Origin of the sequence: Pseudoruegeria sp. SK021 (assembly GCF_002119405.1) — a bacterium.
In the GTDB taxonomy this organism is placed as follows: Bacteria; Pseudomonadota; Alphaproteobacteria; order Rhodobacterales; family Rhodobacteraceae; genus Meridianimarinicoccus.
On sequence record NZ_MTBG01000012.1, the window covers coordinates 54,378 to 80,980 of the forward strand.

Annotated in this window: 27 protein-coding genes; 14 read left to right on the forward strand and 13 right to left on the reverse strand. The window is 63.5% G+C overall.

All coding sequences use genetic code 11. The annotated features are described in order from the left end of the window. Positions 1–2: 2 nt before the first annotated feature. Complete coding sequence (locus tag BV911_RS09505) at positions 3–1,208, reverse strand: aminotransferase class I/II-fold pyridoxal phosphate-dependent enzyme (protein WP_240512208.1); 1,206 nt, start codon at positions 1,206–1,208, stop codon at positions 3–5. A 118-nt stretch (positions 1,209–1,326) separates the two neighbouring features. Between BV911_RS09505 and BV911_RS09510 the strand changes: the two genes are divergently transcribed. Continuing rightward, positions 1,327–2,586, forward strand: coding sequence for a UbiH/UbiF/VisC/COQ6 family ubiquinone biosynthesis hydroxylase (locus BV911_RS09510; protein WP_240512209.1), 1,260 nt, complete (start codon positions 1,327–1,329; stop codon positions 2,584–2,586). A 4-nt stretch (positions 2,587–2,590) separates the two neighbouring features. Here the strand turns inward: BV911_RS09510 and BV911_RS09515 are convergent, their stop codons facing one another. The 4 genes from BV911_RS09515 to BV911_RS09530 form a co-directional block, all read right to left on the reverse strand. Continuing rightward, positions 2,591–2,794, reverse strand: a complete 204-nt coding sequence (locus tag BV911_RS09515) for a Trm112 family protein (RefSeq protein WP_086053371.1) — start codon at positions 2,792–2,794, stop codon at positions 2,591–2,593. After that, positions 2,791–3,435, reverse strand: coding sequence for an LON peptidase substrate-binding domain-containing protein (locus BV911_RS09520; protein WP_086053411.1), 645 nt, complete (start codon positions 3,433–3,435; stop codon positions 2,791–2,793). The genes BV911_RS09515 and BV911_RS09520 overlap by 4 nt, the downstream gene beginning before the upstream one ends. 40 nt (positions 3,436–3,475) lie before the next feature. Next, the gene (locus BV911_RS09525; protein ID WP_086053372.1) at positions 3,476–4,393 is read right to left on the reverse strand and encodes a co-chaperone YbbN; all 918 of its coding nucleotides are present in this window, start codon (positions 4,391–4,393) and stop codon (positions 3,476–3,478) included. 69 nt (positions 4,394–4,462) lie between these two features. Beyond that, the gene (locus BV911_RS09530; protein WP_086053373.1) at positions 4,463–5,251 is read right to left on the reverse strand and encodes an exodeoxyribonuclease III; all 789 of its coding nucleotides are present in this window, start codon (positions 5,249–5,251) and stop codon (positions 4,463–4,465) included. A gap of 202 nt (positions 5,252–5,453) precedes the next feature. Between BV911_RS09530 and BV911_RS09535 the strand changes: the two genes are divergently transcribed. Next, positions 5,454–6,158: a lysophospholipid acyltransferase family protein gene (locus tag BV911_RS09535; RefSeq protein WP_139840059.1), complete on the forward strand. Its 705-nt coding sequence runs from the start codon at positions 5,454–5,456 to the stop codon at positions 6,156–6,158. A gap of 9 nt (positions 6,159–6,167) precedes the next feature. Here BV911_RS09535 and BV911_RS09540 read toward each other — a convergent pair whose 3' ends face one another. Then, positions 6,168–7,370 (reverse strand): hypothetical protein, encoded by a 1,203-nt coding sequence (locus tag BV911_RS09540; RefSeq protein WP_086053375.1) that lies wholly within the window; start codon positions 7,368–7,370, stop codon positions 6,168–6,170. A gap of 142 nt (positions 7,371–7,512) precedes the next feature. Then, a complete protein-coding gene (locus BV911_RS09545) occupies positions 7,513–8,199 on the reverse strand; it encodes a response regulator transcription factor (RefSeq protein ID WP_086053376.1) in 687 nt (228 codons plus the stop codon). Positions 8,200–8,363: 164 nt separating this feature from the next. On the opposite strand from BV911_RS09545, the gene ribA reads away from it, so the two are divergent. Together ribA and BV911_RS09555 are read left to right on the forward strand one after the other, a co-directional pair. Beyond that, positions 8,364–9,479 (forward strand): GTP cyclohydrolase II, encoded by a 1,116-nt coding sequence (gene ribA, locus BV911_RS09550; RefSeq protein ID WP_086053377.1) that lies wholly within the window; start codon positions 8,364–8,366, stop codon positions 9,477–9,479. Continuing rightward, a complete protein-coding gene (locus BV911_RS09555) occupies positions 9,476–9,973 on the forward strand; it encodes a L,D-transpeptidase (protein WP_086053378.1) in 498 nt (165 codons plus the stop codon). The genes ribA and BV911_RS09555 overlap by 4 nt, the downstream gene beginning before the upstream one ends. Here BV911_RS09555 and BV911_RS09560 read toward each other — a convergent pair. Together BV911_RS09560 and BV911_RS09565 are read right to left on the reverse strand one after the other, a co-directional pair. Continuing rightward, a complete protein-coding gene (locus BV911_RS09560; protein WP_086053379.1) occupies positions 9,963–10,616 on the reverse strand; it encodes a YggS family pyridoxal phosphate-dependent enzyme in 654 nt (217 codons plus the stop codon). The two genes, BV911_RS09555 and BV911_RS09560, sit on opposite strands and share 11 nt — an antisense overlap. Positions 10,617–10,714: 98 nt before the next feature. After that, entirely contained in the window at positions 10,715–11,674 is a 960-nt protein-coding gene (locus BV911_RS09565; protein WP_086053380.1) for a porin, read from the reverse strand. 404 nt (positions 11,675–12,078) lie between these two features. Between BV911_RS09565 and BV911_RS09570 the strand changes: the two genes are divergently transcribed. From BV911_RS09570 to holA, 4 genes are read left to right on the forward strand one after another with little or no spacing between them, the layout of a single operon-like run. Next, positions 12,079–12,468 carry a DUF3576 domain-containing protein gene (locus BV911_RS09570; RefSeq protein WP_240512210.1) on the forward strand — a complete coding sequence of 130 codons (390 nt, stop codon included), beginning with the start codon at positions 12,079–12,081 and terminating at the stop codon, positions 12,466–12,468. A 58-nt stretch (positions 12,469–12,526) separates the two neighbouring features. Next, the gene (gene leuS, locus BV911_RS09575) at positions 12,527–15,079 is read left to right on the forward strand and encodes a leucine--tRNA ligase (RefSeq protein ID WP_086053382.1); all 2,553 of its coding nucleotides are present in this window, start codon (positions 12,527–12,529) and stop codon (positions 15,077–15,079) included. After that, a complete protein-coding gene (gene lptE, locus BV911_RS09580) occupies positions 15,066–15,599 on the forward strand; it encodes an LPS assembly lipoprotein LptE (protein WP_086053383.1) in 534 nt (177 codons plus the stop codon). Before leuS ends, lptE begins: the two co-directional genes overlap by 14 nt. Next, positions 15,596–16,621 carry a DNA polymerase III subunit delta gene (gene holA, locus BV911_RS09585; protein ID WP_086053384.1) on the forward strand — a complete coding sequence of 342 codons (1,026 nt, stop codon included), beginning with the start codon at positions 15,596–15,598 and terminating at the stop codon, positions 16,619–16,621. The genes lptE and holA overlap by 4 nt, the downstream gene beginning before the upstream one ends. 4 nt (positions 16,622–16,625) lie before the next feature. On the opposite strand, the gene BV911_RS09590 is transcribed toward holA, so the two are convergent. From BV911_RS09590 to BV911_RS09600, 3 genes are all read right to left on the reverse strand, one after another. Then, positions 16,626–17,831: a TIGR03862 family flavoprotein gene (locus tag BV911_RS09590; protein ID WP_086053385.1), complete on the reverse strand. Its 1,206-nt coding sequence runs from the start codon at positions 17,829–17,831 to the stop codon at positions 16,626–16,628. Positions 17,832–17,954: 123 nt separating this feature from the next. Continuing rightward, a complete protein-coding gene (locus BV911_RS09595) occupies positions 17,955–18,581 on the reverse strand; it encodes an enoyl-CoA hydratase/isomerase family protein (protein ID WP_086053386.1) in 627 nt (208 codons plus the stop codon). After that, positions 18,578–19,333 carry an SDR family oxidoreductase gene (locus BV911_RS09600; RefSeq protein ID WP_086053387.1) on the reverse strand — a complete coding sequence of 252 codons (756 nt, stop codon included), beginning with the start codon at positions 19,331–19,333 and terminating at the stop codon, positions 18,578–18,580. Before BV911_RS09600 ends, BV911_RS09595 begins: the two co-directional genes overlap by 4 nt. A 126-nt stretch (positions 19,334–19,459) precedes the next feature. On the opposite strand from BV911_RS09600, the gene BV911_RS09605 reads away from it, so the two are divergent. From BV911_RS09605 to lpxK, 6 genes are all read left to right on the forward strand, one after another. Continuing rightward, positions 19,460–20,941, forward strand: a complete 1,482-nt coding sequence (locus BV911_RS09605; RefSeq protein ID WP_086053388.1) for a DUF2125 domain-containing protein — start codon at positions 19,460–19,462, stop codon at positions 20,939–20,941. A 137-nt stretch (positions 20,942–21,078) separates the two neighbouring features. Next, positions 21,079–22,425 carry a TldD/PmbA family protein gene (locus BV911_RS09610; protein WP_086053389.1) on the forward strand — a complete coding sequence of 449 codons (1,347 nt, stop codon included), beginning with the start codon at positions 21,079–21,081 and terminating at the stop codon, positions 22,423–22,425. Then, positions 22,412–23,197: a 3'(2'),5'-bisphosphate nucleotidase CysQ gene (locus BV911_RS09615; protein ID WP_086053390.1), complete on the forward strand. Its 786-nt coding sequence runs from the start codon at positions 22,412–22,414 to the stop codon at positions 23,195–23,197. The genes BV911_RS09610 and BV911_RS09615 overlap by 14 nt, the downstream gene beginning before the upstream one ends. Before the next feature lie 147 nt (positions 23,198–23,344). Next, a complete protein-coding gene (locus BV911_RS09620; RefSeq protein ID WP_086053391.1) occupies positions 23,345–23,590 on the forward strand; it encodes a DUF4170 domain-containing protein in 246 nt (81 codons plus the stop codon). Positions 23,591–23,601: 11 nt separating this feature from the next. Beyond that, positions 23,602–24,915: a 3-deoxy-D-manno-octulosonic acid transferase gene (locus BV911_RS09625; protein WP_086053392.1), complete on the forward strand. Its 1,314-nt coding sequence runs from the start codon at positions 23,602–23,604 to the stop codon at positions 24,913–24,915. Next, complete coding sequence (gene lpxK / locus BV911_RS09630; RefSeq protein WP_086053412.1) at positions 24,915–25,916, forward strand: tetraacyldisaccharide 4'-kinase; 1,002 nt, start codon at positions 24,915–24,917, stop codon at positions 25,914–25,916. The genes BV911_RS09625 and lpxK overlap by 1 nt, the downstream gene beginning before the upstream one ends. 30 nt (positions 25,917–25,946) lie before the next feature. On the opposite strand, the gene BV911_RS09635 is transcribed toward lpxK, so the two are convergent. Beyond that, a complete protein-coding gene (locus BV911_RS09635; protein WP_086053393.1) occupies positions 25,947–26,594 on the reverse strand; it encodes a DsbA family protein in 648 nt (215 codons plus the stop codon). Positions 26,595–26,603: the final 9 nt, after the last annotated feature.

Here is a 26,603-nt window from a genome sequence, read left to right on the forward strand (position 1 = left end):
TCCTATTCGTACAAGCAGTTGCGCAGCAAGGTCAGGCCGCGTTCGGTTTCTGGTTTCGGGGCCACAAGGGCGGTTCGGATATGGCCGGCACCGGGATTGTGCCCGTTTACGGATCGCCCCAGATAGGCCCCCGGCAAAACGCGTACGCCGGCCTCTTGCCACAACTTCAAAGCAGCGGCCTCACTGTCATCCACAGGAAGCCAGAGGAAAAACCCGGCCTGCGGCGATAGATACCCGGGCACATCCCCAAAGATCCGATCCGCAAGATCGAACTTTTCTGTATAGAGACGCCGGTTTTCGATCACATGCGCCTCATCTGCCCAAACCGCCGCCGAGACTCGCTGCACCGGCAGCGACAGCGGCGCCCCGGAATAGGCCCGCAACCGGCGGATGCGGGTGATATTCTCGGGCCCACTGGCGACAAACCCCGACCGCAGCCCGGGCAGGTTGGATCGTTTCGACAGGGAATGAAACACCGCCACCCGTTCAGGGTCGGCCCCAACCGCCTGCGCCGCTTCCAACGCGCCGCAGGGCGGGGCACCGCGATAGATCTCGGCATAGCATTCGTCCGCGAAGATCCGGAAATCATGCGTTTCGGCCAAGGCCAACAAGCGATCCCAATAGGCCCGGTCCGCCACCGCGCCTTGCGGGTTCGACGGCGAGCAGACATAGGCGATGGTTGCCCGGTTCAATATCTCTGGCGGCAGCGCGGCATAATCCGGCAAATAGCCGGTCTCGGCGGTTGCGGGCACGAAGACCGGCTCTGCACCAACCGACAGCGCGGCCACGGCATAGACCTGATAGAACGGGTTCGGGATCAGCACGACCGGTCGTTTTCCGGCCTTAGTTTCCGGACACAGCGCCATGCAGGCATTGTACAGCCCTTCGCGGGTGCCGTTCAGCGCCATGACCTGCTGCGCCGGATCCAACGTGACGCCATAGCGCCGATTCGCCCAGTCGGCGATCGCGCTTAGAAGCTCGGGCATGCCGTCATTGGGCGGGTATTTCCCAAACTCGCCAACATGGTCCGCAAAGATTTGCCCCACCCATTCGGGGAACGGATGCTTGGGCTCTCCGATGGACATAAAAATCGGCGCGCCACCCGGTGGGTGCGCGTCCAATAACCCCCGCAACCGCGGAAACGCGTAGGGGGGCAGATCGGAAAACCGGTCTGGATACTGCATGTTGCCTCGGCTTTTCAGGGTCATAACGCCCCGTTCCTGCCAAGGTATCGCGAACTTGTCTATCGGTCCAGTGAAAGGCAGGAACTTTGCCAGCACAGCCCAAACAGCGACACCCAGACGCAACAGATGGTCGCCGGTCGCGATGGACAATGGCGTCATCGCGACCCTATTCTGGGGCATGACCGACCCTGATATTCTGATTGTTGGCGGAAGCCTGAATGGAACCGCGCTGGCCCTCGCCTTGGCGCAGGCCGGATTGCGGGTGGTCGTGATCGACGCCCTGCCCCGCCACACCCAAACCGCGACCGATTTCGATGGCCGCAGCTATGCGCTCGCGCTGGGATCGGTCCGGATGTTGGACGCGCTGGGACTTTGGCCGGATCTGGCGCTCGATGCCCAACCCATTACCGAGATCAAGGTCAGCGATGGCCATGCCGGATGGGGCCCGGCCCCCTTCGTGCTGGAATTCGGTCAGGACGAGGGCGAGGATGGCCCCATGGGCCAGATGATTGAGGATCGGCACCTGCGGCGCACCCTCTTGGCCGCCATCGACCGCACCGAGACCATCACCCACTTGCCCGGCACCCGTGTCACCGCGCAAAGCACGGATGACCATGGCGCCATCATCACGCTGGATGATGGCCGCACCCTGCGGGCACCGCTGTTGGTCGCCGCCGACGGACGAACCGGGCCGACCGCCCTGCGCGCGGGCCTGACCCGCAAGGTCACGGACTATCGCCAGACCGCATTGGTCTGCGCCATCAGTCATGATCTTCCGCATCACGGCATCGCGCATCAGTTCTTCATGCCCTCTGGCCCGCTGGCCATCCTGCCCCTGACCGGCAATCGCAGCTCCATCGTCTGGACAGAATCAGGGCCGCAGGCTGCCGCGATCCAAGCATTGGATGACGTCGCCTATTTACAGGTTTTGCGGCCAAGGTTTGGCGACTTTCTGGGCGAGATCCATTTGGCCGGCGACCGCTTTACCTATCCCTTGTCCCTCAGCCTTGCGTCCAGCTTGACCGCTGACCGACTGGCCTTGGTGGGCGACGCCGCCCGCGGGGTTCATCCCATTGCAGGCCAAGGCCTGAATGCGGGTTTGCGGGATGTTGCCGCGCTGGCCGAGGTCGCCATTCAGGCGCATCGCCGGGGCGAAGACATCGGCCGTGCCGACGTGTTGGGCCGCTATGCGCGCTGGCGCCGGTTTGACACCGCCACATTGGCTTTGGCCACAGATGGCTTCAACAGACTGTTCTCAAATGACAATCCGATCCTGCGGCTGGGGCGGGATCTTGGGATGGGCGCGGTCAACGTTCTGCCAGGCTTGCGCCGCCGCTTAATGCGCGAGGCCGCAGGCCTCAGCGGCGACCTGCCCCGCCTGATGACCGGTCAACGGTTTTGACCGACTACTCCAGCACCCGGGCTTCGTCGACCAACATCACCGGAATGCCGTTGCGAATGGGATAGGCCAAATTGGCCTTTTTCGAGATCAGTTCCTGCGCGTTGACGTCATAATCCAGACGGCCCTGCGATTGCGGACAGACCAAAGCTTCCAGCATGCGCCGGTCAAAAGCCGGACCATCAGGCGCGGTACGATCGGTGTCGGTCATTGCATTACATCTTCCATATCACCGCCCCTCAGGTCGAATTCAATCAGTGTTACCAGCGTTTCCCGGCGCGTCTGTAACGATGGCGCCTCGAGCAAGGCTTGCTTTTCCCCAGGGTCGAACGGGCACAGCATCGACAGCGCGTTGATCAACAATTCGTCCTCGGCCTCTTTCAGGCTGTCCCAGTCCGCCGATAGGCCGCGCGCATCAAAAAACCGTTGCAGCAGTTCCATGAAGGCCGCGCGTTCCAGACCCGTGTCATGTTCCACAGGGCCCAAATCGCGCTCAAACCCGGCCCAAGACACATCAGCCTTCGTATAAGGGCTGAACCCGGTCACATCTTGTCGGATGCGATAGCGCGAGACGCCGCTCAACGTGATCATATAGCGGCCGTCCTCGGTCTCGGAAAATCCGGTGACCCGGCCCGCACACCCGATCCCCTGTAGCAGCTTTTCGGATGTGCCGGGGACCTCCCGCGTCTGCACCATCCCGATCAACCGGTGCGAGGTCTTCAACGCATCTTCCAGCATCGTCAGATAGCGCGGCTCGAACAGGTGCAACGGCAACCGCGAACGAGGCAGCAGCAGGGCCCCCGGCAAAGGGAAGACCGGAATGGTGTCGGGCAGGTCAGCAAATGAGATCATGGATGCCATAATAGCCCGACATTCTCTTCAGACAAATATCTCAGACAAATATCATCGACGATAATTTGCGACGACCGCTCAAGGCAATCGGGTCCTGCGGCTTCAACGCCTCGAAGATCGTCAACAACTGCGCCTTGGCTGCGCCATCATTCCACTCGCGGTCGCGGCGGAACAAATCCAACAGCATGGTCACGGCCTCTTCCACGTCGCCATTGGCATGAAGCGCACCGGCAAGATCGAACCGCGCCTGCAAGTTGTCCGGGTCGGCCTCAACCGCCGCCCGCAAGTCTGCCACCGGTCCGGCATCGGCGGCCTGACGCGCAAGGTTCAACTGCGCCCGTGCAGCATCGACCTCAGGGGCACGGGCCATCACAGGGGTGGCATTGTTCAGCAAGGCCTCGGCCTGATCCAACTCGCCCATCGCTACATGCGCCCGGGCCAAACCGCCAAAGGCGCCGGCATTCTCGGGTTCTTCGCCAAGGACCGCCGCAAAGGTCTGCGCCGCATCCACCGCAGCCCCCTCGGCCAACATTTCCTCGGCGGCGTCCAATGCCTCTTGCAACCCACCATCACCGGCAAGTGCTGCGGATCGTTCGACAAATGCTTTTAGTTCCGACACGGGCACCGCGCCTTGAAAACCATCGGCGGGCTGGCCTTGCCAGAAGGTATAGACGGTCGGGATCGACTGGATCTGCAACTGTCCGGCCAATCCTTGCGCCTCGTCGACGTTGATCTTGACCATCCGGACCTTGCCGCCCGCCGCCGTCACCGCAGCTTCAAGCGCTGGCCCAAGGGTCTTGCATGGACCGCACCACGGCGCCCAAAAATCGACAATCACCGGGATCGTCTGGCTGGCTTCGACCACGTCCACCATAAAGGTGGCTTCGGTGCCGTCTTTGATCAGGGCATCTGCGCCGTTGGCGGCAGGGGCGGCTTGGGTATTGCCGAATTCAAGCATCAGATCTTTCCACTAAGTTGGAGTTGCTGCCAATATGCGCGTCCGAACCCCAAAGTCCAAGGGGCCGGGTCAAAAATCGAAGCTGGCAAAAACCGGCGCATGATCGCTGGGCTGTTCCCACCCCCGGGCGGCGCGCAGAACGTGGCTGCCGCCGGCCCCTGCGGCCAAATCCGGTGTCGCCCAAATATGATCCAGTCTGCGGCCCTTGTCGGCCGCGTCCCAATCCTTGGCGCGATAGGACCACCACGAATAAAGTTGCCCAGCGGGAATGTCAGCCCGGGTCACGTCCACCCAATTGCCTGCGTCTTGCGCAGCCGCCAGATGCTCCACCTCGACCGGCGTATGGCTGACGATTTTCAGCAGCTGCTTGTGCGACCAGACGTCATCCTCGCGCGGCGCGATATTCAGATCGCCCACAAGCACCGACTTGGACGGGCGCTCTGCATGGAAGAAATCCCGCATCTCGGTCAGGTAATCCAGCTTTTGACCAAACTTCACGTTCTTGTCGCGGTCCGGGATATCGCCCCCCGCCGGGACATAGAAATTGTGGATGGTCACCCCGTTCTCAAGCCGACCCGCCACATGGCGGGCATGGCCCAATGCGGCGAAATCCATTGACCCCGCTTCGACCATCGGCAGCTTCGACAGGATCGCGACGCCATTATAGCCCTTCTGACCCCGGGCAACCATGTGGGTATAGCCAAGCGCCTGAAACGCCGCGACTGGAATTTTATCGACCGGGCTTTTGCATTCCTGCAAGCACAGGATATCCGGCATGGATTCTTGCATCAACCGGGCGACCAGACCTTCGCGCAGACGGACAGAGTTAATGTTCCAAGTGGCGAGTGTGACAGGCATTGGCAGTCTCCGGATAGGGCACGCGCACTTCTAGCGCTGCGGCAGGCGTGGGGAAACCCCTAGACGCACCGGCGCGAAGCGCGCACTGTTGCACAGGAGCATCACCTCCGAACCCACGGTCATTTTGGATTGGCGCAGGATCTCAAGGCACTGGAGCGCGGCGCAGGGATCGTCTACTGCGAACCCGAAGAAAGGAGGCCCCGTGAAACGCCTCATGAAACGCTGGCGGCGTTTTGAAATTCGGCTGCAACGCAGTGCGCGCGTCCAGAACGTGCTTCAATCGCTCTTCTCCGCCTATATCAATTTTACATTCAAGACCATTCGCTGGGAGCGTGTAGGGTTCGAGTCTTTCGAGGCTGACATCGCACGCGGGGTTCCACGGGTCCTTTGCAGTTGGCACGCCCGACTGATGTTCACGCCCTATCTGCGGGATTGGAGTGACCATTCTTTGACGGTCATGGCCAGCGTTCATCCCGATGCCCAGATCGCAGCGCAGAACCTGCGGACGCGCGGCGTTCACGTGATCGAAATGGCCACCTCAGGCAACAACAGCGGCGCAGTGCGCGAGGCGGTTCGTTGCCTGCGTGCCGGGGGATCGCTTGGGATTACTGTCGACGGTCCGTTGGGGCCGCCGCTTGTGGCCAAAGCTGGTGCGCTGGTGATCGCCGGGCTGGCCGGGGTTCAAGCAACCCCATGCAGCTTTGCCGTCAGCCGCCAGATCCGTCTGCCAACATGGGATCGGGTCATCCTCCCCCTGCCGTGGTCGCGCGGCGTGCTTGCTGTCGGTGATGGGTTCACTCCACCGAAGAGAATGAGCGACGCAGAACTCGGCGCGGCAACAGAACGTCTGTCGGCGCTGATCGAGGATCTGACCCAAATGTGCGAAGACCGACTGAAACGATCCTAAGCGGCCCGGTTAGGGGCTTGCCGGCGTTTGCAACCAGATCTCGACCAGACCCTGTGGCGGGGTCGGTCGATAATGCGTGAAATCGCGCAAAGTCGCGTCCGGGATCATGCCGGAAATCGCTTCCGCGCCGGATGCCGCCTCGGCGTCATAAAACCGAATATTGCTGCGCGAGATTTCGAACGGGACGGCCTGCACCAGATAGGGCTCAATGCCCTCTGCCGCTAACGCGCCAAGACCGGCCTCTACCACAGCCGGGTCCAGACCCTCTCGATAATACAACGCAACCCGAGACACACCCGAGGGCAATCCCAGAGGGGTCGGGGCCGACGGAGCCGCGACGGGCGGAGCGACGGGCGGAGCGACAGGCGGAGCGACGGGCGGAGCGACGGGCGGAGCGACGGGCGTGGGAAGATCTGTGAACAAGGCGGCGACAGCAAGGGGCAAAGGATGAACCGCCGTTTGCTGCAAGACCGGTGCCTGTTCTGCACGCATATCGGACACGGCCAGACCCCGTGCAGGAACACTCAAAGACAAATCTTCGGCCGGGCGGGGCAGCGGGAAAAATCCAACCGCGTCTTGACCCGAAACTGGCGATAGCGGCAACTCCGCAGCGACCTCGGCCTGCGCGATTTCAGTCTGCGGGTTTTCTGGCATCACCGGAACCGCCTCAACCACCGCGGCACGGTCGGTCGTCTCAGGGGCGGGCATTGCGGGGGCAGTCGTCATTTCGGCGGCATCGTCTCCGCCCGCACTGTCCCCCAACTCTTTCAGCAGGGTGTCGCGCCACAGAACGCCGACACCAATCGCCGCCAGAACCAGTACCCCCAGCGCGATCGGCACCACTCGATTCTTGCGCCTCAGGGGCTTTTGGTACCCGATCATCGCCGGATCGACTTCCCCGGGGGTGGGCTTGTCCGCCCTGCGGGACGGCCCATCAGAGGGTTGCTCCGGGATCGGATGGGGCACGGCACGCACGGCGCTTGGGGCAGTCTTCGTTGCTCTCGTTTGATCGGGCACGGAGCCCTTATCCGCCAGCTCTGGTTTCGGAGGTTCCGGCACCGCACCTTCGGGACTGGGCGCCGCTTGCAAACGCGCCGCCTCACGGGCCTTTTCCATGGCTGCGTTCAGCCGGTCGACCCGCAGCATGATCGGATCGCCGCCTGACGGCGGCTCCGGCTTCTTGGCAGTTGTTTCGCCATCACGTAGGGCCATTACATCGCTCCCGGAACACACACCGCCCGGAATCGCGCCAATGCGGCAGCATCCCAAACCACCCGCCAATACTAGCCGGATTTGACCTGCGGTTCAAACCCGGCTCGTGATCCACGACCGGGGCCGTGAAGCTGCCAATGCGTCAGGCCACCAGACGATATCCGCCGCTTTCGGTCACCAAAATCCGCGCATTCGAGGGATCGGGTTCGATTTTCTGGCGCAGCCGGTAAATATGAGTTTCCAGCGTGTGCGTGGTGACCCCGGCGTTATAACCCCAGACCTCGTGCAGAAGCACATCCCGCGCCACCACCCCTTCAACCGCCCGATAGAGGTACTTCAGGATGTTGGTTTCCTTCTCGGTCAGCCGGATCTTGCGGTCTTTGTCATCCACCAGCATCTTCGTCGCAGGCTTGAACGTGTACGGCCCAAGCTGGAACACGGCATCTTCGCTTTGTTCATGCTGACGCAATTGTGCCCGGATCCGCGCCAACAATACCGGGAACTTGAACGGTTTGGTCACGTAGTCATTCGCGCCCGCGTCCAGACCCAGAATAGTGTCGGCATCGCCATCATGACCGGTCAACATCAGGATCGGGCATTTCACCCCCTGCTTGCGCATCACCCGGCACAATTCCCGGCCATCGGTATCGGGCAACCCGACATCGAGAATTACCAGATCATGCGGCGTGGCCTTGGCCTTTGCCAGACCCGCGGCACCGGTCGCGGCTTCGAACACGTCAAAGTCATCGGTCATCACCAATTGCTCGGACAGCGCCTCGCGCAGGTCGTCATCATCATCGACCAGAAGTATCTTCTTTAGTACGCTCATGGACAAATCCTCCGTCGTCTGAGTATGACTTGCGCCGTGATCGGTGACCGAACAAGGTTTGCTTCATCCGGTTCACGTGGACGTGTCGGAATGACTGGGTTTGTTTCAACCTGTTTCAACGCCAGCCGCCAAAATGACCAAAAACGGAGACCCAGATAGCCCGGATGCTTACCCTGTCGTCACCTTTGGGCCCTGCCCCGACCGAACGTCTGGCCCGCGCACGGGCCGATCTGCGCATGGGACTTGGTGTTGTCGTGACGTCAGAACCCGGCAACCCGGCATCAGGCGCACTTATTTTGGCGGCAGAAACCCTCAGCGCCGACCGTCTTGCCGCCGCGCGCCAGCTTGGCCCTGCGGTTCTGGCCGTGACGGCGCGCCGGGCCGCCACCCTGAACGCGCGCATCTATGACGGCGATCTCGCCCGCGTGGCCCTGCCCGACGACGCCGATCTGGCTTGGGTGCAGGCCTTGGCCGATCCGGCAGACGATTTGCGCAGCCCGATGAAAGGCCCGTTTCTGACCCTGCGCGACGGGCCGTCCGACCTGCATCGCGCTGGCATCGCCCTGTGCAAATCGGCCCGAATTCTGCCCGCAACGCTGGTTGTGCCTCTGAACGACGCTGCCAATCTGGCCACCGCGCAGAACCTGACCCGGGTCTCCGCCGACGAGATTCTCACCGCTGCGGCCACGTTCAGCCCGCTGCATTCAGTGGTGTCCGCCCGGGTGCCGCTTGCGGTGTCCACCGCCGGCAAACTGCATGTGTTCCGCCCCGAAGATGGCGGCGAAGAGCATTACGCCGTGGAAATCGGAACCCCCGATCGAGACGCGCCGGTGCTGGCCCGCTTGCATTCGGCCTGTTTCACCGGCGATCTGTTGGGGTCGTTGAAATGTGATTGCGGCCCGCAATTGCGCGCGGCATTGGCCCAGATGGGGGCAGAAGGATCGGGCGTGCTGCTCTACCTCAACCAAGAAGGGCGCGGCATCGGTCTGGCCAATAAGATGCGGGCCTATTCGCTGCAGGATCAGGGTTTTGACACGGTCGAGGCGAACCACCGCTTGGGCTTTGAGGATGACGAACGGGACTTCCGCCTTGGTGCGGCTCTGTTGACGCGACTGGGATTCTCCAAGGCGCGGCTGATGACCAACAACCCCGCCAAGGTCACCATGCTGACCCGTTGCGGCATTGATGTGGTGGACCGGGTTCCGCTGAAAGTTGGACGCGGGCCGCTGAATGCTGCCTATCTTGACACCAAAGCCATCAAATCCGGGCATTTTCTATGAGCCGCCCTACCCTGAAGGTCACCCCGCAAGGGGCGCGGTTTCTCGGCCGCCGTATTCCTTGCGCCATTGGCCGGGGCGGCCTGACCCACACCAAGCGCGAAGGCGACGGCGCCACACCGCGGGGCACACACCGGATTGTCGGCCTGCTTTATCGGCCCGACCGAATGGCGCAACCGACCGGATGGGCGATGCCGATCCGCCCCGGCGATCTGTGGTCCGACGCGTCTGGCGATGCAGACTATAATCTGATGGTGCGCGCGCCCTATGCGCCCAGCCATGAACGGTTGCGCCGCGCCGATCCGCTGTATGACATGATCCTGCTCACCGACTGGAACTGGCCCGACGCCGTCCCCGGCAAAGGTTCGGCGATTTTCCTGCATGTTTGGCGCAAACGGCGGCACCCGACCGAAGGCTGCGTGACCTTCGCCCCGCAGCATCTGCGCTGGTTATTGCCGCGCTTGCATCCCGGAACACCCGTTCAGATCAGGGGCTGACCCGCGCGCCAAAGATGGCAGATCCGACCCGGACATGCGTCGCGCCCAAGGCCACCGCCTCTTCAAAATCGCCGCTCATCCCCATGGACAGGCCGGTCAGGCCATTGCGCTCGGCCAATTTTCGCAGCAACGCAAAATGTAGGCTGGGCGCTTCGTCGACGGGGGGAATGCACATCAACCCTTCCACCGGCAAATCCATCGCCCGACAGTTTGCAACAAAAGAATCGGTATCGCCAAGCGCGACGCCGGCCTTTTGCGGCTCGTCACCGGTGTTGATCTGAACAAAAAGCTTGGGGCAGAAGCCGCTGCTTTGGGCCTGATCGGCAATCTTTCGGGCCAACTTGTCCCGGTCCAGCGCGTGGATGGCATCGAAGACCTCGAACGCCTGCGCGACCTTATTGGTTTGCAGCGGCCCCAACAGATGCACCTCGGTGCCTGCATAGGTTTCGCGCAGCTCGGGCCATTTTCCGGCGGCTTCCTGAACCCGGTTTTCACCAAATAGACGGTGCCCTTGATCCAGAACCGCCACCACCCGGTCCAATGGCTGAACCTTTGAGACGGCGATCAGCCGGGTGCTGCCGAGGGTGCGCCCAACCCGGGCCTCTTCGGCGGTGATCCGTTGCTGAATTTCGGTCAATCCCATGACGTCCCCCTTGTTTCCAAGGCCAACAATCACACGACCGCCCAAAAGAAAAGAGCGGACCCGAAGGCCCGCTCTTTCAGAACAAAAGTTCTTTTAGATCAGAATACGAAGCTCAGACCGAAGTCAGCTTGGGTCTGGGTGTCGCCGTCGAAGAAATCTTCTTCGTCGGTCTGCTGAAGACCAGCTTCCAGAGCCAGGCCGCCGCCGAGGTCGTACTCAGCGCCAACGCCGTAGAACTTCAGGCTCTCGTCGTCCTGCTTCAGCTCACGGTAGTAGCCCTTAACGGTGGTTGCGCCACCGGTCCAAGCTGCCGAGATACCGTACTGGTCGATGTTGTCACCCTTGGATGGGTCGAACTGGCCGTAAACACCTTTCAGGGTGACGCCCGAGAACGTTACAGCGCCGTAACCGATCAGGTTGGTGACGTCGGTGTCAAGGTCGGTACCGATGACGTTGTTGTTGTTGTTGTAGAAGATAATTTCAGTACCGGACTGGATGGATTCATAACCCAGACCCAGTTCCCACATTCCGCCATCGTAGCCAGCAGCAACCGAGTAACCTTCGTCGTCGTTCATACCCAGGGCCAGCTCGATGCCGCCGGTGGAGTATTCGTACAGAGCGAGCGGGCCGTTTTCTCCGGAAGCGTTAACCAGGAACAGCGTCTCGTTGAAATCGCCAAGACCGGTCAGACCAACGCCTGCGAGGTCGCCCATGATGGCTTCTGCACCACCACCGGTATCACCCATGGACAGCATGCCGAATTCGCCCGAGATGAAGGTCTCGCCGCGCCATCCGAAGAAGCCCTGCGCGCCCGAAGCGTCGTCAGCGTCAACATAGGCACCGAAAGTCAGGCCGCTGTCGCTTTCGCCGGTTCCGACGAAGCGGAAGTCCAGGTCGCGAACGAATGCGTAGTCAGAGCTGGAGCCGTCACGGGCGTTGATGTATCCACCGTCCGAATAGCCGATACCCATGTAGCCGTCGCCGATTACGGTAACGTCAGCAGCTGCGAAACCAGCCGAAGCAATCAGCGCAGTCGAAGCAAGAAGAATCTTTTTCATCGTTTTCCCTCATCAAGTTTGAGATGGTCCTCAAATCGGGACCACCCGTTTGAGATGATCCTCTCTCGCTCTTTCCGCGGATGAAAACAACCGGATCGAAATGACCGGTCCAATCTCTGAGATTTATTGGTGCAGCTTTGCCACAGTCTAGTTTCGCCGCCCCCTGCCCGCGCGGCAGCTCTTTAGTACGCCGGTCCATGCTCTGACTTGTACGGTTCGGGCACGCTCCGACTTGTCGCGGAGGACCTGCTCGGATAGTGCTAGTCGGGAAACCGAACAGGAACTGGATGATGACGGATCTGACTAGGGCGAGATGGCTTGTTATGGGCGGCGCATGTGCAGCTCTACTGGGCTGTGGTGCTCCGGCAAACGAAAGGTCGCTTCCCGGTGGCCCTGATGATCCCATGAGTCGCGTCTATACCATCAATGACAATGAAACCGCGGCCCAGCGGTCCACCATGTTCGATCTGTTTCAGAATTCCGACGACCCCAATATCACCGTTGAGGTGAACAAGTATCTTTGGCGGGCCTCGCTCGAAGTGCTCAGCTTCATGCCGCTGGAATCCGCCGATCCGTTCACCGGCATTCTGGTGCTGGGCTATGGCACCCCGCCGGGCGGGTCCCGCGCCTATCGCGCAACCGTTCTGATTCAGGACCCAGCTTTGGATGCGCGGTCACTGAACCTGTCGCTGCTCAGCCGCAACGGCACGGTCGCCCCTGACACGGTGCGCGCTGTTGAAGATGCCATTCTGACCCGTGCGCGTCAGCTGCGTGTGAATGACGGCGGCCTCTAAGCCCCCGACCCTTCTCACCTCAGCGCCTCTTTCTTCCGATCCAAGGACTCCGACACACATGTCCCGTTATGATGCCGCCACGATAGAAGCCAAATGGCAGGCCGCTTGGGCGACCGCCGAAGTATTCTCGGCCCGTCGCGATTCGACCCGTCCGAAATACTACGTCCTTGAGATGTTCCCCTACCCGTCGGGGAACCTGCATATGGGCCATGTGCGGAACTATGCGATGGGCGACGTCATTGCCCGCTACAAGGCCGCGCAGGGCTTTTCGGTCCTGCACCCGATGGGGTGGGACGCCTTCGGCCTTCCGGCAGAAAACGCCGCCCTCGAACGGGGCATGCATCCCGGCCCGTGGACCCGCGCCAATATGGCCGCGATGAAGGAACAGTTCCTGTCGCTTGGCTTCTCGCTGGATTGGACCCGGGAATTTGCCACCTGCGATCCGGAATATTACGGCCAGCAACAGGCGCTGTTCATCGACTTCCTTGAAAAGGGTCTGGTCTATCGCAAGAACGCGGTGGTGAACTGGGATCCGGTCGACATGACGGTTCTGGCCAATGAACAGGTCGAGGACGGCCGCGGATGGCGCTCGGGTGCGCTGGTGGAACGACGCGATCTGACCCAATGGTTCTTCCGGATCTCTGACCATTCGGATGCGCTGCTGTCCGGGCTGGACGGTCTGACCGAGTGGCCAGAAAAAGTCCGCACCATGCAGGCCAACTGGATCGGCAAGTCGCGCGGCCTGCAATTCGGCTTCGCGCTGACCGCGCCTTACGATGAGTTTTCCGCCCTCGACGTTTATACCACCCGGCCTGACACCATTAACGGTGCCAGCTTTCTGGGTATTTCACCCGATCATCCGCTGGCAAAGGCGCTTGAAGCCAACCGGCCCGACATCGCAGAGTTCTGCGCCGAATGTCGCCGCGGCGGCACCTCCGAGGCGGAACGCGAAACCGCCGAGAAAAAGGGCTTTGATACCGGCCTGACCGTGCGCCACCCGTTGAACCCGGACTGGACCCTGCCGGTCTGGATCGCCAATTTCATCCTGATGGATTATGGCACCGGCGCGATTTTTGGCGTGCCGGCTCATGATCAGCGCGATCTCGACTTCGCCCGCAAATATGATCTGCCGGTGATCGACACCTTCTTTGCGCCGGACGATGCCACCCCGGTCGCCGACATTGCCTTCACGCCGCCCAAAACCGAACCGGTATCGTGGGTCAATCACCCGACCGGATTGGAACTTGCCAGTGGCGAAGCCGCCATCGACGCCACCATTGCGCTGGCCGAAGCCGGCGGCTGGGGCAAAGGCGTCACCCAATACCGCCTGCGCGACTGGGGCCTGTCACGGCAACGCTATTGGGGCTGTCCAATCCCGGTCATCCATTGCGAACGCTGCGGCGTCGTGCCGGAAGCCAAGGAAAATCTGCCGGTAAAATTGCCCGAGGACGTCACCTTTGATCTGCCCGGCAACCCGCTGGATCGGCATCCCACATGGCGCAACACCACCTGCCCGACCTGCGGCGGCGAAGCCCTGCGCGAAACCGACACCATGGACACATTTGTTGACAGTTCGTGGTATTTCGCGCGCTTCACCTCGCCGGGGGCCGCCACGCCCACCGATCCCGCCGAAGCCGCCTACTGGATGAACGTCGATCAGTATATCGGCGGCGTTGAGCACGCGATCCTGCACCTGCTCTATTCGCGGTTCTTTGCCCGGGCCATGGCGATCTGTGGCCACCTGCCCGACACCGCGGCAGAGCCATTCCGCGCCCTGTTCACCCAAGGCATGGTCACCCACGAGATTTACCGCACCCGCGATACCGCAGGCCGTCCAGTCTATCACCTGCCCGAGCATGTCACCGATGGTCGCTTGGCTGATGGCACGGCCGTCGAGGTGATTCCCTCGGCCAAGATGTCGAAATCCAAAAAGAACGTCGTGGACCCGGTTCATATCGTTGAAACCTACGGCGCCGATACCGCGCGCTGGTTCATGTTGTCCGACAGCCCGCCCGAACGGGATGTGGAATGGACCTCGGCAGGTGCCGATTCGGCCTTTAAGCACCTCAATCGGGTCTGGCGGCTGGCCGAGGACCTCGGCCAGAGCGCGTCGGATGGGGCCCCGCAAGGGGTCAACGACGACGCGCTGGCCCGGGCCGTGGCGCGCGCCATTGCCGATGTCACCGCCGGCATTGAAGGGTTCGCCTTCAATACCTCGGTGGCCAAGCTCTACGGTTTGACCAATGTCATCGCGAAATCGAAAGCCCCAGAGGCCGATCGCGCCGCAGCCCTTGCGATCCTCGCCCGGCTGATGGCCCCGATGACGCCGCATCTGGCCGAAGAAGTCTGGTCCATGTTAGGCGGCACCGGGCTGCTGGCGCAAACCCCATGGCCCGTGGCTGATCCGGCCCTGTTGGTCGATGACACCGTGACCCTGCCGATCCAGATCAACGGCAAGCGCCGCTCCGAACTGGTAGTAGCGGCGGATCTGCCCAAGGCCGAAATCGAAGCCCTCGCACTAGCCGATCCCGCCGTCATCAAGGCGCTGGACGGCGGCACGCCGAAAAAGCTGATCGTGGTCCCGGGCCGCATCGTCAATGTCGTGGTCTAAGCCGCATCCCTCAACGCCGCGCGGTCTTCGGCCTGCGCGGCGGACGGTTCTGGCATCATTGCTTTGCTTGGCGGGCCTCAGCGCCTGTGGCTTTCAGCCGGTCTACGCGCCCGGAGGCACCGGTCGCGCGCTGACGGGCACCGTCAGCGTCGACTCCCCCGATACGTCCTATGCGTTCAGCCTCGCTCAGCAGCTTGAGATCATCTTCGGCCCGCCGGTGACACCGCGCTACCGGCTGGCCTTCCGCGTCACCACCAGAAGTGACCGGGTCGCAATCACCGCCGAACAGGACACCAATCGCTACAACCTGATCGGACAGGCCAACTACACCCTGACCGACCTGTCCTCAGACAAGGTGCTGCGCAGCGGCAATGTCGACAGTTTCGTTGGCTACTCGGCCTCGGGCACCACGGTCGCGACCCTTGCCGCTGAACGCGACGGCTATGAGCGTCTGATGACCATCCTCGCTGACAAGATCGGCTCTGAACTGCTTTCCGCCCCGCTGGAGCCCGCCCAATGAAGCTGTCGCCTCGGGACGCACCCGGCTATTTCTCGCGCCCGGATCCCTCCAAGGCGGGCATCCTGATCTACGGCCCGGACGCCATGCGCGTGGCCCTGAAACGCGCCCAGTTGCTGTCGGCGCTGCTTGGCCCCGATGCCGAAGCTGAAATGCGCCTGACCCGACTGGCCCCGGGGGATTTGCGCGGCGATCCAGCCGCCCTTGCCGACGCCACCCGCGCCATCGGCTTCTTCCCCGGCCCCCGTGCCGTGCTGGTCGAGGCCGCCCCCGACCCGCTGGCAAAGGCGGTTCAGGCCGCGCTCGAAGACTGGCGCGCCGGCGACGCCCAAATCGTGCTGACGGCAGGCAATCTTGGCAAGGGCGCCGCCCTGCGCAAGCTGTTCGAAAGCCACCCCAAGGTTTACGCCGCCGCCGTCTATGCCGATCCGCCCAGCCGGGCCGAAATCGATGCCGTCATCAGCCGCGCGGGACTGGACGATCTCGACGGCTCGGCCCGGGCCGATCTGACCGCCCTCGCCGCCCTGCTCGACCCGGGCGATTTTGCCCAGACGGTCGAAAAGCTGGCACTCTACAAGCTCAGCGATCCAACGCCTGTCACCCCCGAGGATATCGCCGCCATCGCGCCGCTCTCTACCGAATCCGGGATCGACGATCTGCTGGATGTGGTCGCCGAGGCCCGCCGGACCGAGCTGTGGCCAACCCTGCGCCGCCTTACCGATCAGGGGTTGGCACCCGTCACGCTGTGCATTGGTGCGACCCGGCACTTCCGCACCCTGCATGCCATCGCCGCCCATCCCGGCGGCGCCTCCGAAGGGATCAACCGCCTGCGCCCGCCGCTGTTCGGGCCGCGTCGCACCAAAATGCAGCGGCAAGCCCAGAACTGGGGGGCGGCACGTCTGGAACAGGCGCTATCTTTGCTGGTCGAAACCGACCTGTCCCTGCGTGGTGGCGGCGCCACCGCCCCCGCCGCAGCGGTCATGGAACGCGCCCTGTTTCGCCTGACCTATATGGGCGCGCGCTGACCGCTCACTGGGGCGACCGCGCAGCACACCATGCGGCAGCCGCCGATCCCGCCCAAGCCCCGGTGGCCAGACACCCGGTCAACAGATAGCCCCCGGTCGGGGCTTCCCAATCCAACATCTCACCGGCCACAAACACCCCCGGACAGGCGCGCAGCATCAGTCCGGCATCCACCGCAGCCCGGCTCACCCCTCCCGCCGTCGAGATCGCCTCATCCATCGGCCGCAACCCGCCATGGCGGATCGGCAAGCGCTTCAGCAGCCGAGCCAACCCGGGACCGTCTGGCAGGGGCCGACCAAACTCTTGCAACAGCGCAATTTTCACCGGTTCCAACCGCAAGACCTTGCGCAAATGGGTGCTGAGACTGGCCTTGCCTTGGGGCCGCTCCAGCCCGGCCAAAATCTTGTCCTCCGACCAATCCGGCAACAGATCCAGCCACAGCGCGGCACCATCCCGCACGTCTGACGACAGCGCATAGATGCCGCCACCTTCCAAGCCATGGCGTGACACCACAAACTCTCCGCGCAAACTCCGGCTCGCAGCCGACAGCGCGACGCCCTTGACCGGGGCACCGAAGACCCGGGCCATCTGCGGCGACCACGCCACCGACAACCCCGCATTCGCGGGCAAGAACGGGGCCAAGGGCACGGCGCGGGCCGCCAGCAGCTCCGCCCAACGCCCGTCTGATCCCAATCGCGCCCAACTGGCGCCCCCCAGCGCCAACACTGTGACACCGGGCCGGATCCCGACCGCGCCCTCCGGGGTCTCGAACTGGGCCAGCGCCCCGTCCCAGCCGGTCCAGCGCCAACGCGGACGCAGGCTGACCCCGGCCTCCGCCAGTCGCGCCGCCCAAGCCCGCAACAACGGCGAGGCCTTCATCGCTTGCGGAAACACCCGCCCGGTCGATCCGGTGAACACCTCCTGCCCCAATTCCCGGGCCCAGTCCTGCACCGCCTGCGGACCAAAAGCGGTCAGCATCGGGTCCAGCCACGATGCCGCTGCGCCATAGGCGGCGCGAAACTGCGCCTCCGGCTCTACCTTGGTTAGGTTCAGCCCAGATTTCCCCGCCATCAGGAATTTGCGGCCAATCGATGGCTTGGCCTCGGCCACCACAACGCCAAACCCCGCAGCTGCCAGCCGCTCGGCCGCCATCAGCCCAGCCGGCCCGGCCCCGATCACCAAAGCGTCGCTCGTTTCGTGGCGATTTGCCATCAAGGTCTATCCTTTTTAGTCATCCAAAAGCCCCCCGCCGGATGGGAAAGGCACCCGCTCTCCACCGGGCCCACGGGCCCCGCGCGGGCCGCAGGCACGGGTGGGGTGAACAGGCGTGGCGCGTCAGCGCCTCAATTCGGTTGCCGTCATCGCCTTGATCGCCGCAATCAGCGCCGGATCCGCAGCAAGGGCCGGGGCCGCCAAGCGGGCCACCGTCTCGGTCAGGCCATCCGCCGGGGCAATCTGGTCAATCAACCCCATGGCCAGCGCCTCCGCTGCGGTCACTCGCGCACCGGCCATCAGAATCAGCTTGGCCCGCGCCGGTCCCACCAACCGCACCAACCGCGCAGGATCCGATGGCTGCGGCAGAAACCCCAGCCGCATCACCGGATAAAACACCGTGGTGGCGGGCACCGCCACCCGCAAATCACAGGCCAGCGCCATGCCGACCGCACCCCCTGCCAGCGTGCCATTCAGCGCCGCAATGGTCAGGCACGGCAATGCCGCCAGCGCATCTGACAGCCGCTCCCAGACCGGGTCGGTCGCCAAACCGGCCCGGGCCTCTGTCAGATCGGCACCGGCGCTGAACACAGTTCCGGTCCCGGTCAGGACCAGAACCTTGGCCGCGCCCTGCGCCTCTTCCGCCAGCCCCGCCAGTGTCTCCAGCATCGGACGGGTCAGAGAATTGGCCTTGTCGGGCCGGTTCAGCGTCAGGGTCCACAGCCCGCCCGTCCGCTGAACGTCGATCACGGGATCAGCCCGATCCGGCGCCGAATGGCCGGGTCGCGCAACGACACTTCGGTGCCGATCAGATCATCGGCCTCGGCGGTCGCCAGCCAGACCAACGCCTTGGCCGGCCAATCGGGCGGAATATGGTCTGACGCCGTCAACCGGCTGACCGGGTTCAGTCCGCTGGCCTTGATCTGGACCTGCATATCGGTGGCCACGGTGCCCGGAGACAAACCAATCGCCCGCAGCCCGCCAGACCGCCCTTCCAGATCAGCACAGCGGGTCAACATCGCCACCGCAGCTTTCGAGGCGCAGTAATGGCTCCAACCCTCCAGCGCATGGGTCGCTGCCCCCGACGACACCGTCAGGATCGTGCCGCCGCCCGCTTCCAGCATCACCGGCATGGCCGCGCGCATGCCGTGATAGACTCCGTTGACGTTGATCTCCATGACCTTAGCCCAGTCCGCCGGATCCGAGGTCACCAGTGGCGCAATCGGGTCAATCACCCCGGCATTGTTCACCACAATATCCAGCCCGCCAAAGGCATCCACCGTGGCATCCACCGCCGCGGCCACTTCCCAATAGCGCGAGACGTCGCACGGAATGGCCAGCGCCTGATCGCCGATTTCCCCGGCCAGATCGGCTATGGCCTCGCGGCTGCGCGCCAGCAAGGCAACCCGGGCGCCCGCCGCCGCGAAGGCGCGGGCGGTTTCCGCACCAATGCCCCGGCTCGCGCCAGTAATCAGAACAGATTTTTGTGAAAGATCGCGCATGGCTCTTCCCTCCTGCGTGTAGTTCGGTCACCGTCGAGGCAACTTCGGGACTGTGACTCAGCGCCCGAAAAACTGCAATGCGCGACCGCTGGCCTTTCCCAGCCGCCCCCGAAGAAGGACCTCACTATGACCCCGTTTGCCCGTTCCGCCGCTCTGTCTGTGGCCGTCGGTCTGATGGCAGGGCCAGCCCTGGCTGATTTCACCGCCACCGAGTTGTGGACCGAATGGCAGCGCCTAGCCGCCGATCAGGATCAGGCCCTGTCGGTGCAGTCCCAAGCCGCCCGCAAAGACGGTCTCGACCTGTCGAAGCTGGTTCTGGTTGAAACCACCGATGGCACCACCGTCACCACGACCCTGGACACGGTTCGCCTGACCAACACGGCCACCGGCGTGCGGGTGGTGGTGCCGGGCGGCCAGACCCTGACCGTCGATACGCTGGCCGCCGACGCCACCGAAACCACCGCGGTCTTCGCCCTGACAGCCGGTGATCTGACCTTACTGGCCTCGGGCGATCTGACCACGCCCAATTATGACCTGTCGGCGCGGAATTTCTCGGTCAACCTGCAACGGCTTGAGGAAAATGGCACCACCGTTCCGGGAAAATTCGTGCTGGGCGTCAGTGACCTTCAGGGCACCCTGACCCATCAGACTCCAGCTCCGAACGGAACGCCGGATGCGGACGCGCAGACCCCGATCCGAACCGAACTGACCGCGTCGGCCATGACCCTTGCGGTCGACGCCACCGATCCGACCAGCGGCCAGCGGGCCTCCATGACCTCGGCCCTGTCCAAGGTCGCCGCCGATGTCACGATGCTGCCCGGCTCCGATTCGGCCGCGCGCCAACCCACCCTGTCGGCCCGGATCACCAGTAGCGCGGCGCAATCCAGCCTCAGTCAAACCGGTGGCCATGCCGGTACCTTCCAAGCCCTGACCAGTCAGGGGCCGGGCCACCTGACCATCGACATCGCCGATGATCGCGCCGCCTATGACCTGGCCGCAACCAAGCTTACCGCGACCCTTTCCAGTGATCGCATGCCCGCGGGGCCGCTGGCCCTGTCCATGGCCGCTGCCAAGCTGGGCCTGTCGCTGCCCACCAGCGCATCAAGCCCGTCGGCCACCGCCCGCCTGTCGGCCAAGCTGACCGATATCGCCTTGGATGAGCAGGTCTGGTCGCTGCTGGACCCCAGCCAAGCATTGCCGCGCGACCCGGGCCAAGTCGCTCTCGAACTGGAAGCCGATCTGGCGCTTCCCGCCGATCCGACGCAACCGGTCGAAACCTACCCCGATGCCCTGCGGCTGAACGATCTGTCGGTCCGCTTCGCCGAAACCGATCTGAACGCCAATGGTGCCTTCACCTTCCCGAACGGGCCAGCCTACGGCATGGCGGGTCTGGTCCAGCCGGTCGGCAGTCTGGATCTGGTGCTGACCGGCGGCATCACTCTGCTGCAGCGCCTCACCGAAGCCGGGCTGGTTACCGCCCAACAGGCGCTGGGGGCGCAGATGATGCTGTCGATGTTCGCGGTTCCGGGCGACGGCGACAGCTTGACCTCAACCATCGTGACGGAGCCCGACGGCGGCATGTCGATCAACGGAACCACGGTGCGCTAAGCTGATCGCCCCACGGCGCAAGGGCCCGGCCTGCATCGTCGGGCCGGTGCCAACGCCGGACATGACTTGCGCCCGAACCGGCGCCGGGCTAACCCGCTCGGGCTGGAAATCGTCTGTCTGTACGAAAGGCTCCACCCATGTCCCAACCACTTGACCGCCTCACCGATGCTCTGCTGACCGCCGCCCGCGCGGCCGGGGCCGATGCCGCCGACGCCATCGCCGTCCAAGGCACGTCACTGGAGATCGGGGTGCGGGAGGGCGCACTGGAACAGGCCGAACGGTCCGAAGGCATCGACATTGGCCTAAGGGTGCTGATCGGGCAGCGGCAGGCCTGCGTTTCATCTTCCGACGTGAACCCCAGCACCCTGACCGCAATGGCCGAGCGGGCCGTGGCCATGGCCCGCGAAGCGCCCGCCGATCCGGCCATCGGGCTGGCCGATCCGGCGCAACTGGCCACCTCTTGGGATCTGGCGGCGCTGGACCTTGATGACCCGGCCCCCGAACCGGACGCCGCCGCCCTGCAAGACGATGCGCACCGGGCCGAAGCTGCCGCCTTGGCCCAGACCGGCATTTCCAAGGTCGAAGCCGCCCATGCCAGCTACAGCCGCCGCGCCATTCATCTGGCAACCTCCACCGGCTTTTCCGGCGGATATTCCCGCACCGGCAGATCGCTGTCCTGCGTCGCCATCACTGGCGAGGGCACCGGGATGGAGCGGGACTATTTCGGCGATTCCCGCAGCTATCAATCCGACCTGATCAGCCCCGAAGACATCGGCCGTATCGCCGCCGAACGCACCCTCGCCCGCGCCGGCGCCCGCCAACCCAAGACCGGGACCTATCCGGTCCTGTTCGACGAACGCATCGCATCCAGCCTGATCGGCCACCTGCTGGGGGCCATCAACGGCATCGCCATTTCCCGCGGCGCGTCGTTCTTGCGCGATGCGATGAACCAGCAAATCCTGCCGCGCGGCCTTGATCTGATCGAAGACCCGCACCGTCCCCGCATCGCCGGTTCCCGGCCATTCGACGGCGAAGGCCTACCCACCACCCGCCGCGCCTTGGTCGAAGACGGGGTTCTGACCTCGTGGGTGCTGGATCTGGCAAGCGCCCGCAAGCTGGGCCTGTCCAGCACCGGCAATGGCAGCCGGGGCACCGCCTCACCGCCCAGCCCTTCGGCGGGCAATGTCGCGCTGACCCTCGGCACGGCCAGCCCTGCGGACCTGATGCGCGACATGGGCACCGGCCTGTTGGTCACCTCGATGATCGGCTCCACCATCAACCCCAATACCGGCGATTATTCGCGCGGGGCGTCTGGCCTCTGGATCGAAAACGGCGTCCCGGTCTACCCGGTCAACGAATGCACCATTGCCGGAAACCTGCGCGACATGCTGCTGCGGATCATCCCGGCCAACGATGCCCGCGCCCATCTGGCCCGCCCGATCCCATCCTTGCTGGTCGAAGGCATGACCCTTGCCGGAGCCTGAGGCAACCGCCGACCTTGCGCTTTTGACCACCGCCGCCCTGGCCGCGGGTCGCCTCGCCACGCCGTTCTATCACGGCGATGCTCAGGTCTGGGACAAACCTGATCAGGCCGGCCCGGTCACCGAGGCCGATCTGGCCGTCGATGCCATGCTGAACCAGACTTTGCGCGCCGCCCGGCCCGACTATGGCTGGCTGAGCGAGGAAACGCCCGATACCCCCGACCGCCTCACCCGTTCCCACGTATTCATCGTTGATCCAATCGACGGCACCCGTGCCTTTGTCGAGGGCGATGAGACATGGTCCCACTCTCTCGCCGTGGCGCGGGATGGCCAGATCACCGCTGCCGTCGTCTACTTGCCGCTCAAGGACCGGCTTTACACTGCGGCCCTTGGCGGCGGCGCGCATCTTAACGGGGTGCCGCTGCGGGCATCGCGGCGCGCTGATCCCGTCGGGGCCACCCTGCTGGCCAACAAATGGTCGATGGAACCGCGCTATTGGCCCGGCGGGCCGCCGCAGATCAAACGCCACTTCCGCTCGTCGCTGGCCTATCGTCTGGCCCTGATCGGCGAAGGCCGCTTCGACGCTATGGTCACCTTTCGGGACACGTGGGAATGGGACATTGCCGCCGGAAGCCTGATCGCCCAAGAGGCGGGCGCCACCGTCACCAACCGCACCGCAGGCCCGCTTAGCTTCAACCAGCCCGCGCCGCTCAGCGCCGGAGTGGTGGCGGCAGGACCAGACCTTCACGCCGGGCTGATCGCGCGGCATCGCTAAGCCGGGGCCGGGCTATTTCCCGCCGGCGGTCCGATAAATGTCCGACGAAAGTCCGACGTTATTCCGACAGCCAATTTGCACGGCTTCTTGCGCCCCGGTCGCCAAGCCCCTACGATGTGCTGCAACTGCGGCATAACGGAGGCCCCCATGGTCCAGCGCCTACATCTCGTCTTCGGCGGCGAGCTTACCGATCCGTCGTCCACCACGTTCAAGGACATGGATAAGCTCGACATCGTAGGCATGTTTCCGGACTATGCCAGCGCCTATGCGGCGTGGAAATCCGCCGCCCAAGCCACCGTGGACGATGCACAAGTTCGCTACTTTATCGCGCATATTCACAGACTTACCGATGAAGCCGTGGCGGCGTCACCCACCGCCGAACTTGGCCTTTAAGACCCGCCATCATGCCCCGTTCGCTGGCCCTGTCCGCCTATCTTGCGTTTTCATCGCGCGCCGAGCGGCGGGGCCGACGACTGCTTGAAACCCGTCTGGCCGCTGGCAAAGAAGACCCTCTACGCATCGGTGAACGCCGGGGCGAGCCGTCTCTGCCGCGCCCCGATGGCCCGCTGATCTGGTTCCACGCCGCCTCTGTCGGCGAGTCCCTCTCGTTACTCGAAGTCATCAAACGCCTCAGCGAATCCGACAACAACCTGCATTTCCTGATCACAACCGGGACCGTCACCTCGGCCTCAATTTTGGCAGCACGCCTACCGGATCGCTGTCTGCACCAATTCGTTCCTATCGACGTTCGCGACTATGTGCGCCGCTTTCTGGATCATTGGCAACCCGACCTAGCGGTCTGGACAGAAAGCGAATTCTGGCCCAGCCTGATTTTGGAAACCGATGCGCGCGGCACCCCTTTGCTGCTGCTCAACGCGCGGATGTCGGCCAATAGCGTGAAACGCTGGCGCTGGCTCGGCAATGCCTCGAAGGCGCTTCTGGGCACATTCCGGGCGGTTCAGGCGCAAGATGATGCCTCGGCCGCATTTCTGCGCAGCCTTGGGGTTGCCGCCGATCGGATCACTGTGACCGGATCGCTGAAAGAGGGGACGCCGCCGCCGCCCTGCGACGAAGCCGAACGGGTGCGCCTGACCAAATGCTTGGCGACCCGCATGGTCTGGGCGGCAACCTCGACCCATCCGGGAGAGGAAGACATCGTTGCCGAGGCTCATGATCTTGCACGTCAAGCGAGCCTGCGGCTGCTTTTAATTCTCGCGCCAAGACACGCGGAGCGCGGCACTGAATTGGCTGACATGCTGCGCAAGCGCGGCATGGTCGTGGCGCAACGGTCCAAGCAAGAAATTCCCTCTGAGGACACGCAGATTTATCTTGCGGATACCATGGGCGAACTTGGGCTGTGGTATCGGCTGGCACCGGTCAGCTTTGTCGGCGGATCGTTGGTCGATATCGGCGGCCACAATCCGTTTGAACCAGCGGCCCTAGGGTCGGCTATTTTGCACGGCCCGCATGTGCAAAATTTTGCCGATATCTATGACCGCCTCGACCTTGCTGGCGCGGCCTTGCCGGTTGCCGGGGCAAAGGCGCTCGCGCATGCGGTTACTGAAATGATGCAACCAGACAAGCGGGCGCCCATGGCTTACGCCGCTTGGGAAGTCAGCTCCAGCGGGGCTGATGCGACCGACAAGGCCCTCGCCCTGATCCAGCAATATCTTCCTGCCCCCCGCCGTCCCGCAACGTCGATTGGGGCCACCCGGTGATCAAACCCCCGGCATTTTGGCATAATCTGCCAACCGCTCCGGGCGGCGCAGCGCGGCTGTTATCGCCCTTCTCTGCACTCTATGCTGCGGCAACTGCCCGTCGGATTGCCAAAGCCACTGCCCCCCACCGGGCTGGCATCCCGGTGATCTGCGTGGGGAATTTGAATGCGGGCGGCACCGGAAAGACCCCGACGGTCATTGCCATAATTCAGCATCTGGCCGCGTCAGGCTTTACCGCGACCGTAGTAACCCGGGGGTACGGCGGCAGCCTTACAGGGCCGGTTCGGGTTGAGCCCAAGCATCACAGCGCGGGCGATGTCGGCGATGAACCGATCCTTTTATCGGCCTTTGCGCCGGTTTGGGTCGCGCGGGACCGGGCGCAGGGTGTCGTCGCAGCGGAGGCGGACGGTGCCCAGATTATCTTGCTGGATGACGGGTTTCAGAATCCTCATGTCTCAAAGGATCTGTCCATCGTCGTGGTGGATGCGGCGCGGGGCTTTGGCAATGGCCGCGTGTTGCCCGCCGGTCCCTTGCGCGAACCTGTGGCAGTTGGTCTGGCCCGGGCGGATCTGGTGCTGAGCATCGGCAACGACGCCGAGCAGAACCTCTTTCAGACCATGTGGGGGTCGATGATCGCGTGCCCCCAGGTCTCGGCCCGTCTGACCCCGCTGCAAACTGGGATGGACTGGGACAAATTACGGGTCTTGGCTTTCGCCGGAATCGGAACGCCTGAAAAGTTTTTTCAGACCCTTCGTGATCTCGGTGCCGAAGTGGTCCGGGCCGTTCCGCTATCAGATCACCAATCGCTGCCGATCGCGTTGCTGCACCGGATGGAGGCAGAGGCCAAAGCAGTCGGCTTGCAACTTGTGACCACGGAAAAGGATGCTGTCCGACTTCCCGACGCCTATCGTCAGCGGGTTTTGACGGTTCCCGTGCGCCTGACCCTACCAGACTGGAGCAAGGTTGACGCGGCCTTGCAGCCGATCCTGAGTCGCGTCTAGTCGCGACCCAGGCTGTCTATCATCCGTGACTTACTTGGCCAGGTCTTCGTCAATAACTTTAGAGAAATCGGCGTAGGACATGTTGCTATACGCCTCGCCATTCACGAAGAATGAGGGAGTCGAGGTCACGTTATCCGCTTCGGCATTTTCCTGATACCACGCCACCAGCGACTGGGCGGTATCCGCATCGCCTAGACACACATCCAACTGCTCGTCACTCAGGCCCGCCGTAAGGCCGATCCGGCGCAGATTGCCAACGATGGTTGCAGGGTCGCCGCCTGCCGTCCACGCCTTCTGGGTGTCGTAGACCATATCGGCGATTCCGAAATACCGATCTTCACCGCCACAGCGGGCGACCATGCTGGCCCAAAGCCCGTAGCGGTCAAAAAAGACTTCGCGATGAATAAAATGGACCTTGCCGGTATCAATGTAGTTTTTCTTCAGTTCCTTGAAAACTGTATCGTGGAAATTCGCACAATGTGGGCAGGTGAAGGACGCATATTCGATGATCGTTACCGGCGCGTCTGGATCGCCAAGGCTCATCTCAGCGACGGACTTGGTTGCAGGCTCGGCGGTCTGAGCGGCAGCGCTGCCGCCCCATTGTGCCGGCGCCAATCCAGCTGCCCCAACCACAAATGCGGCTCCGAGTAAGCCAACGGCGAAAAACGTGCGAATCATGGAAAGGCT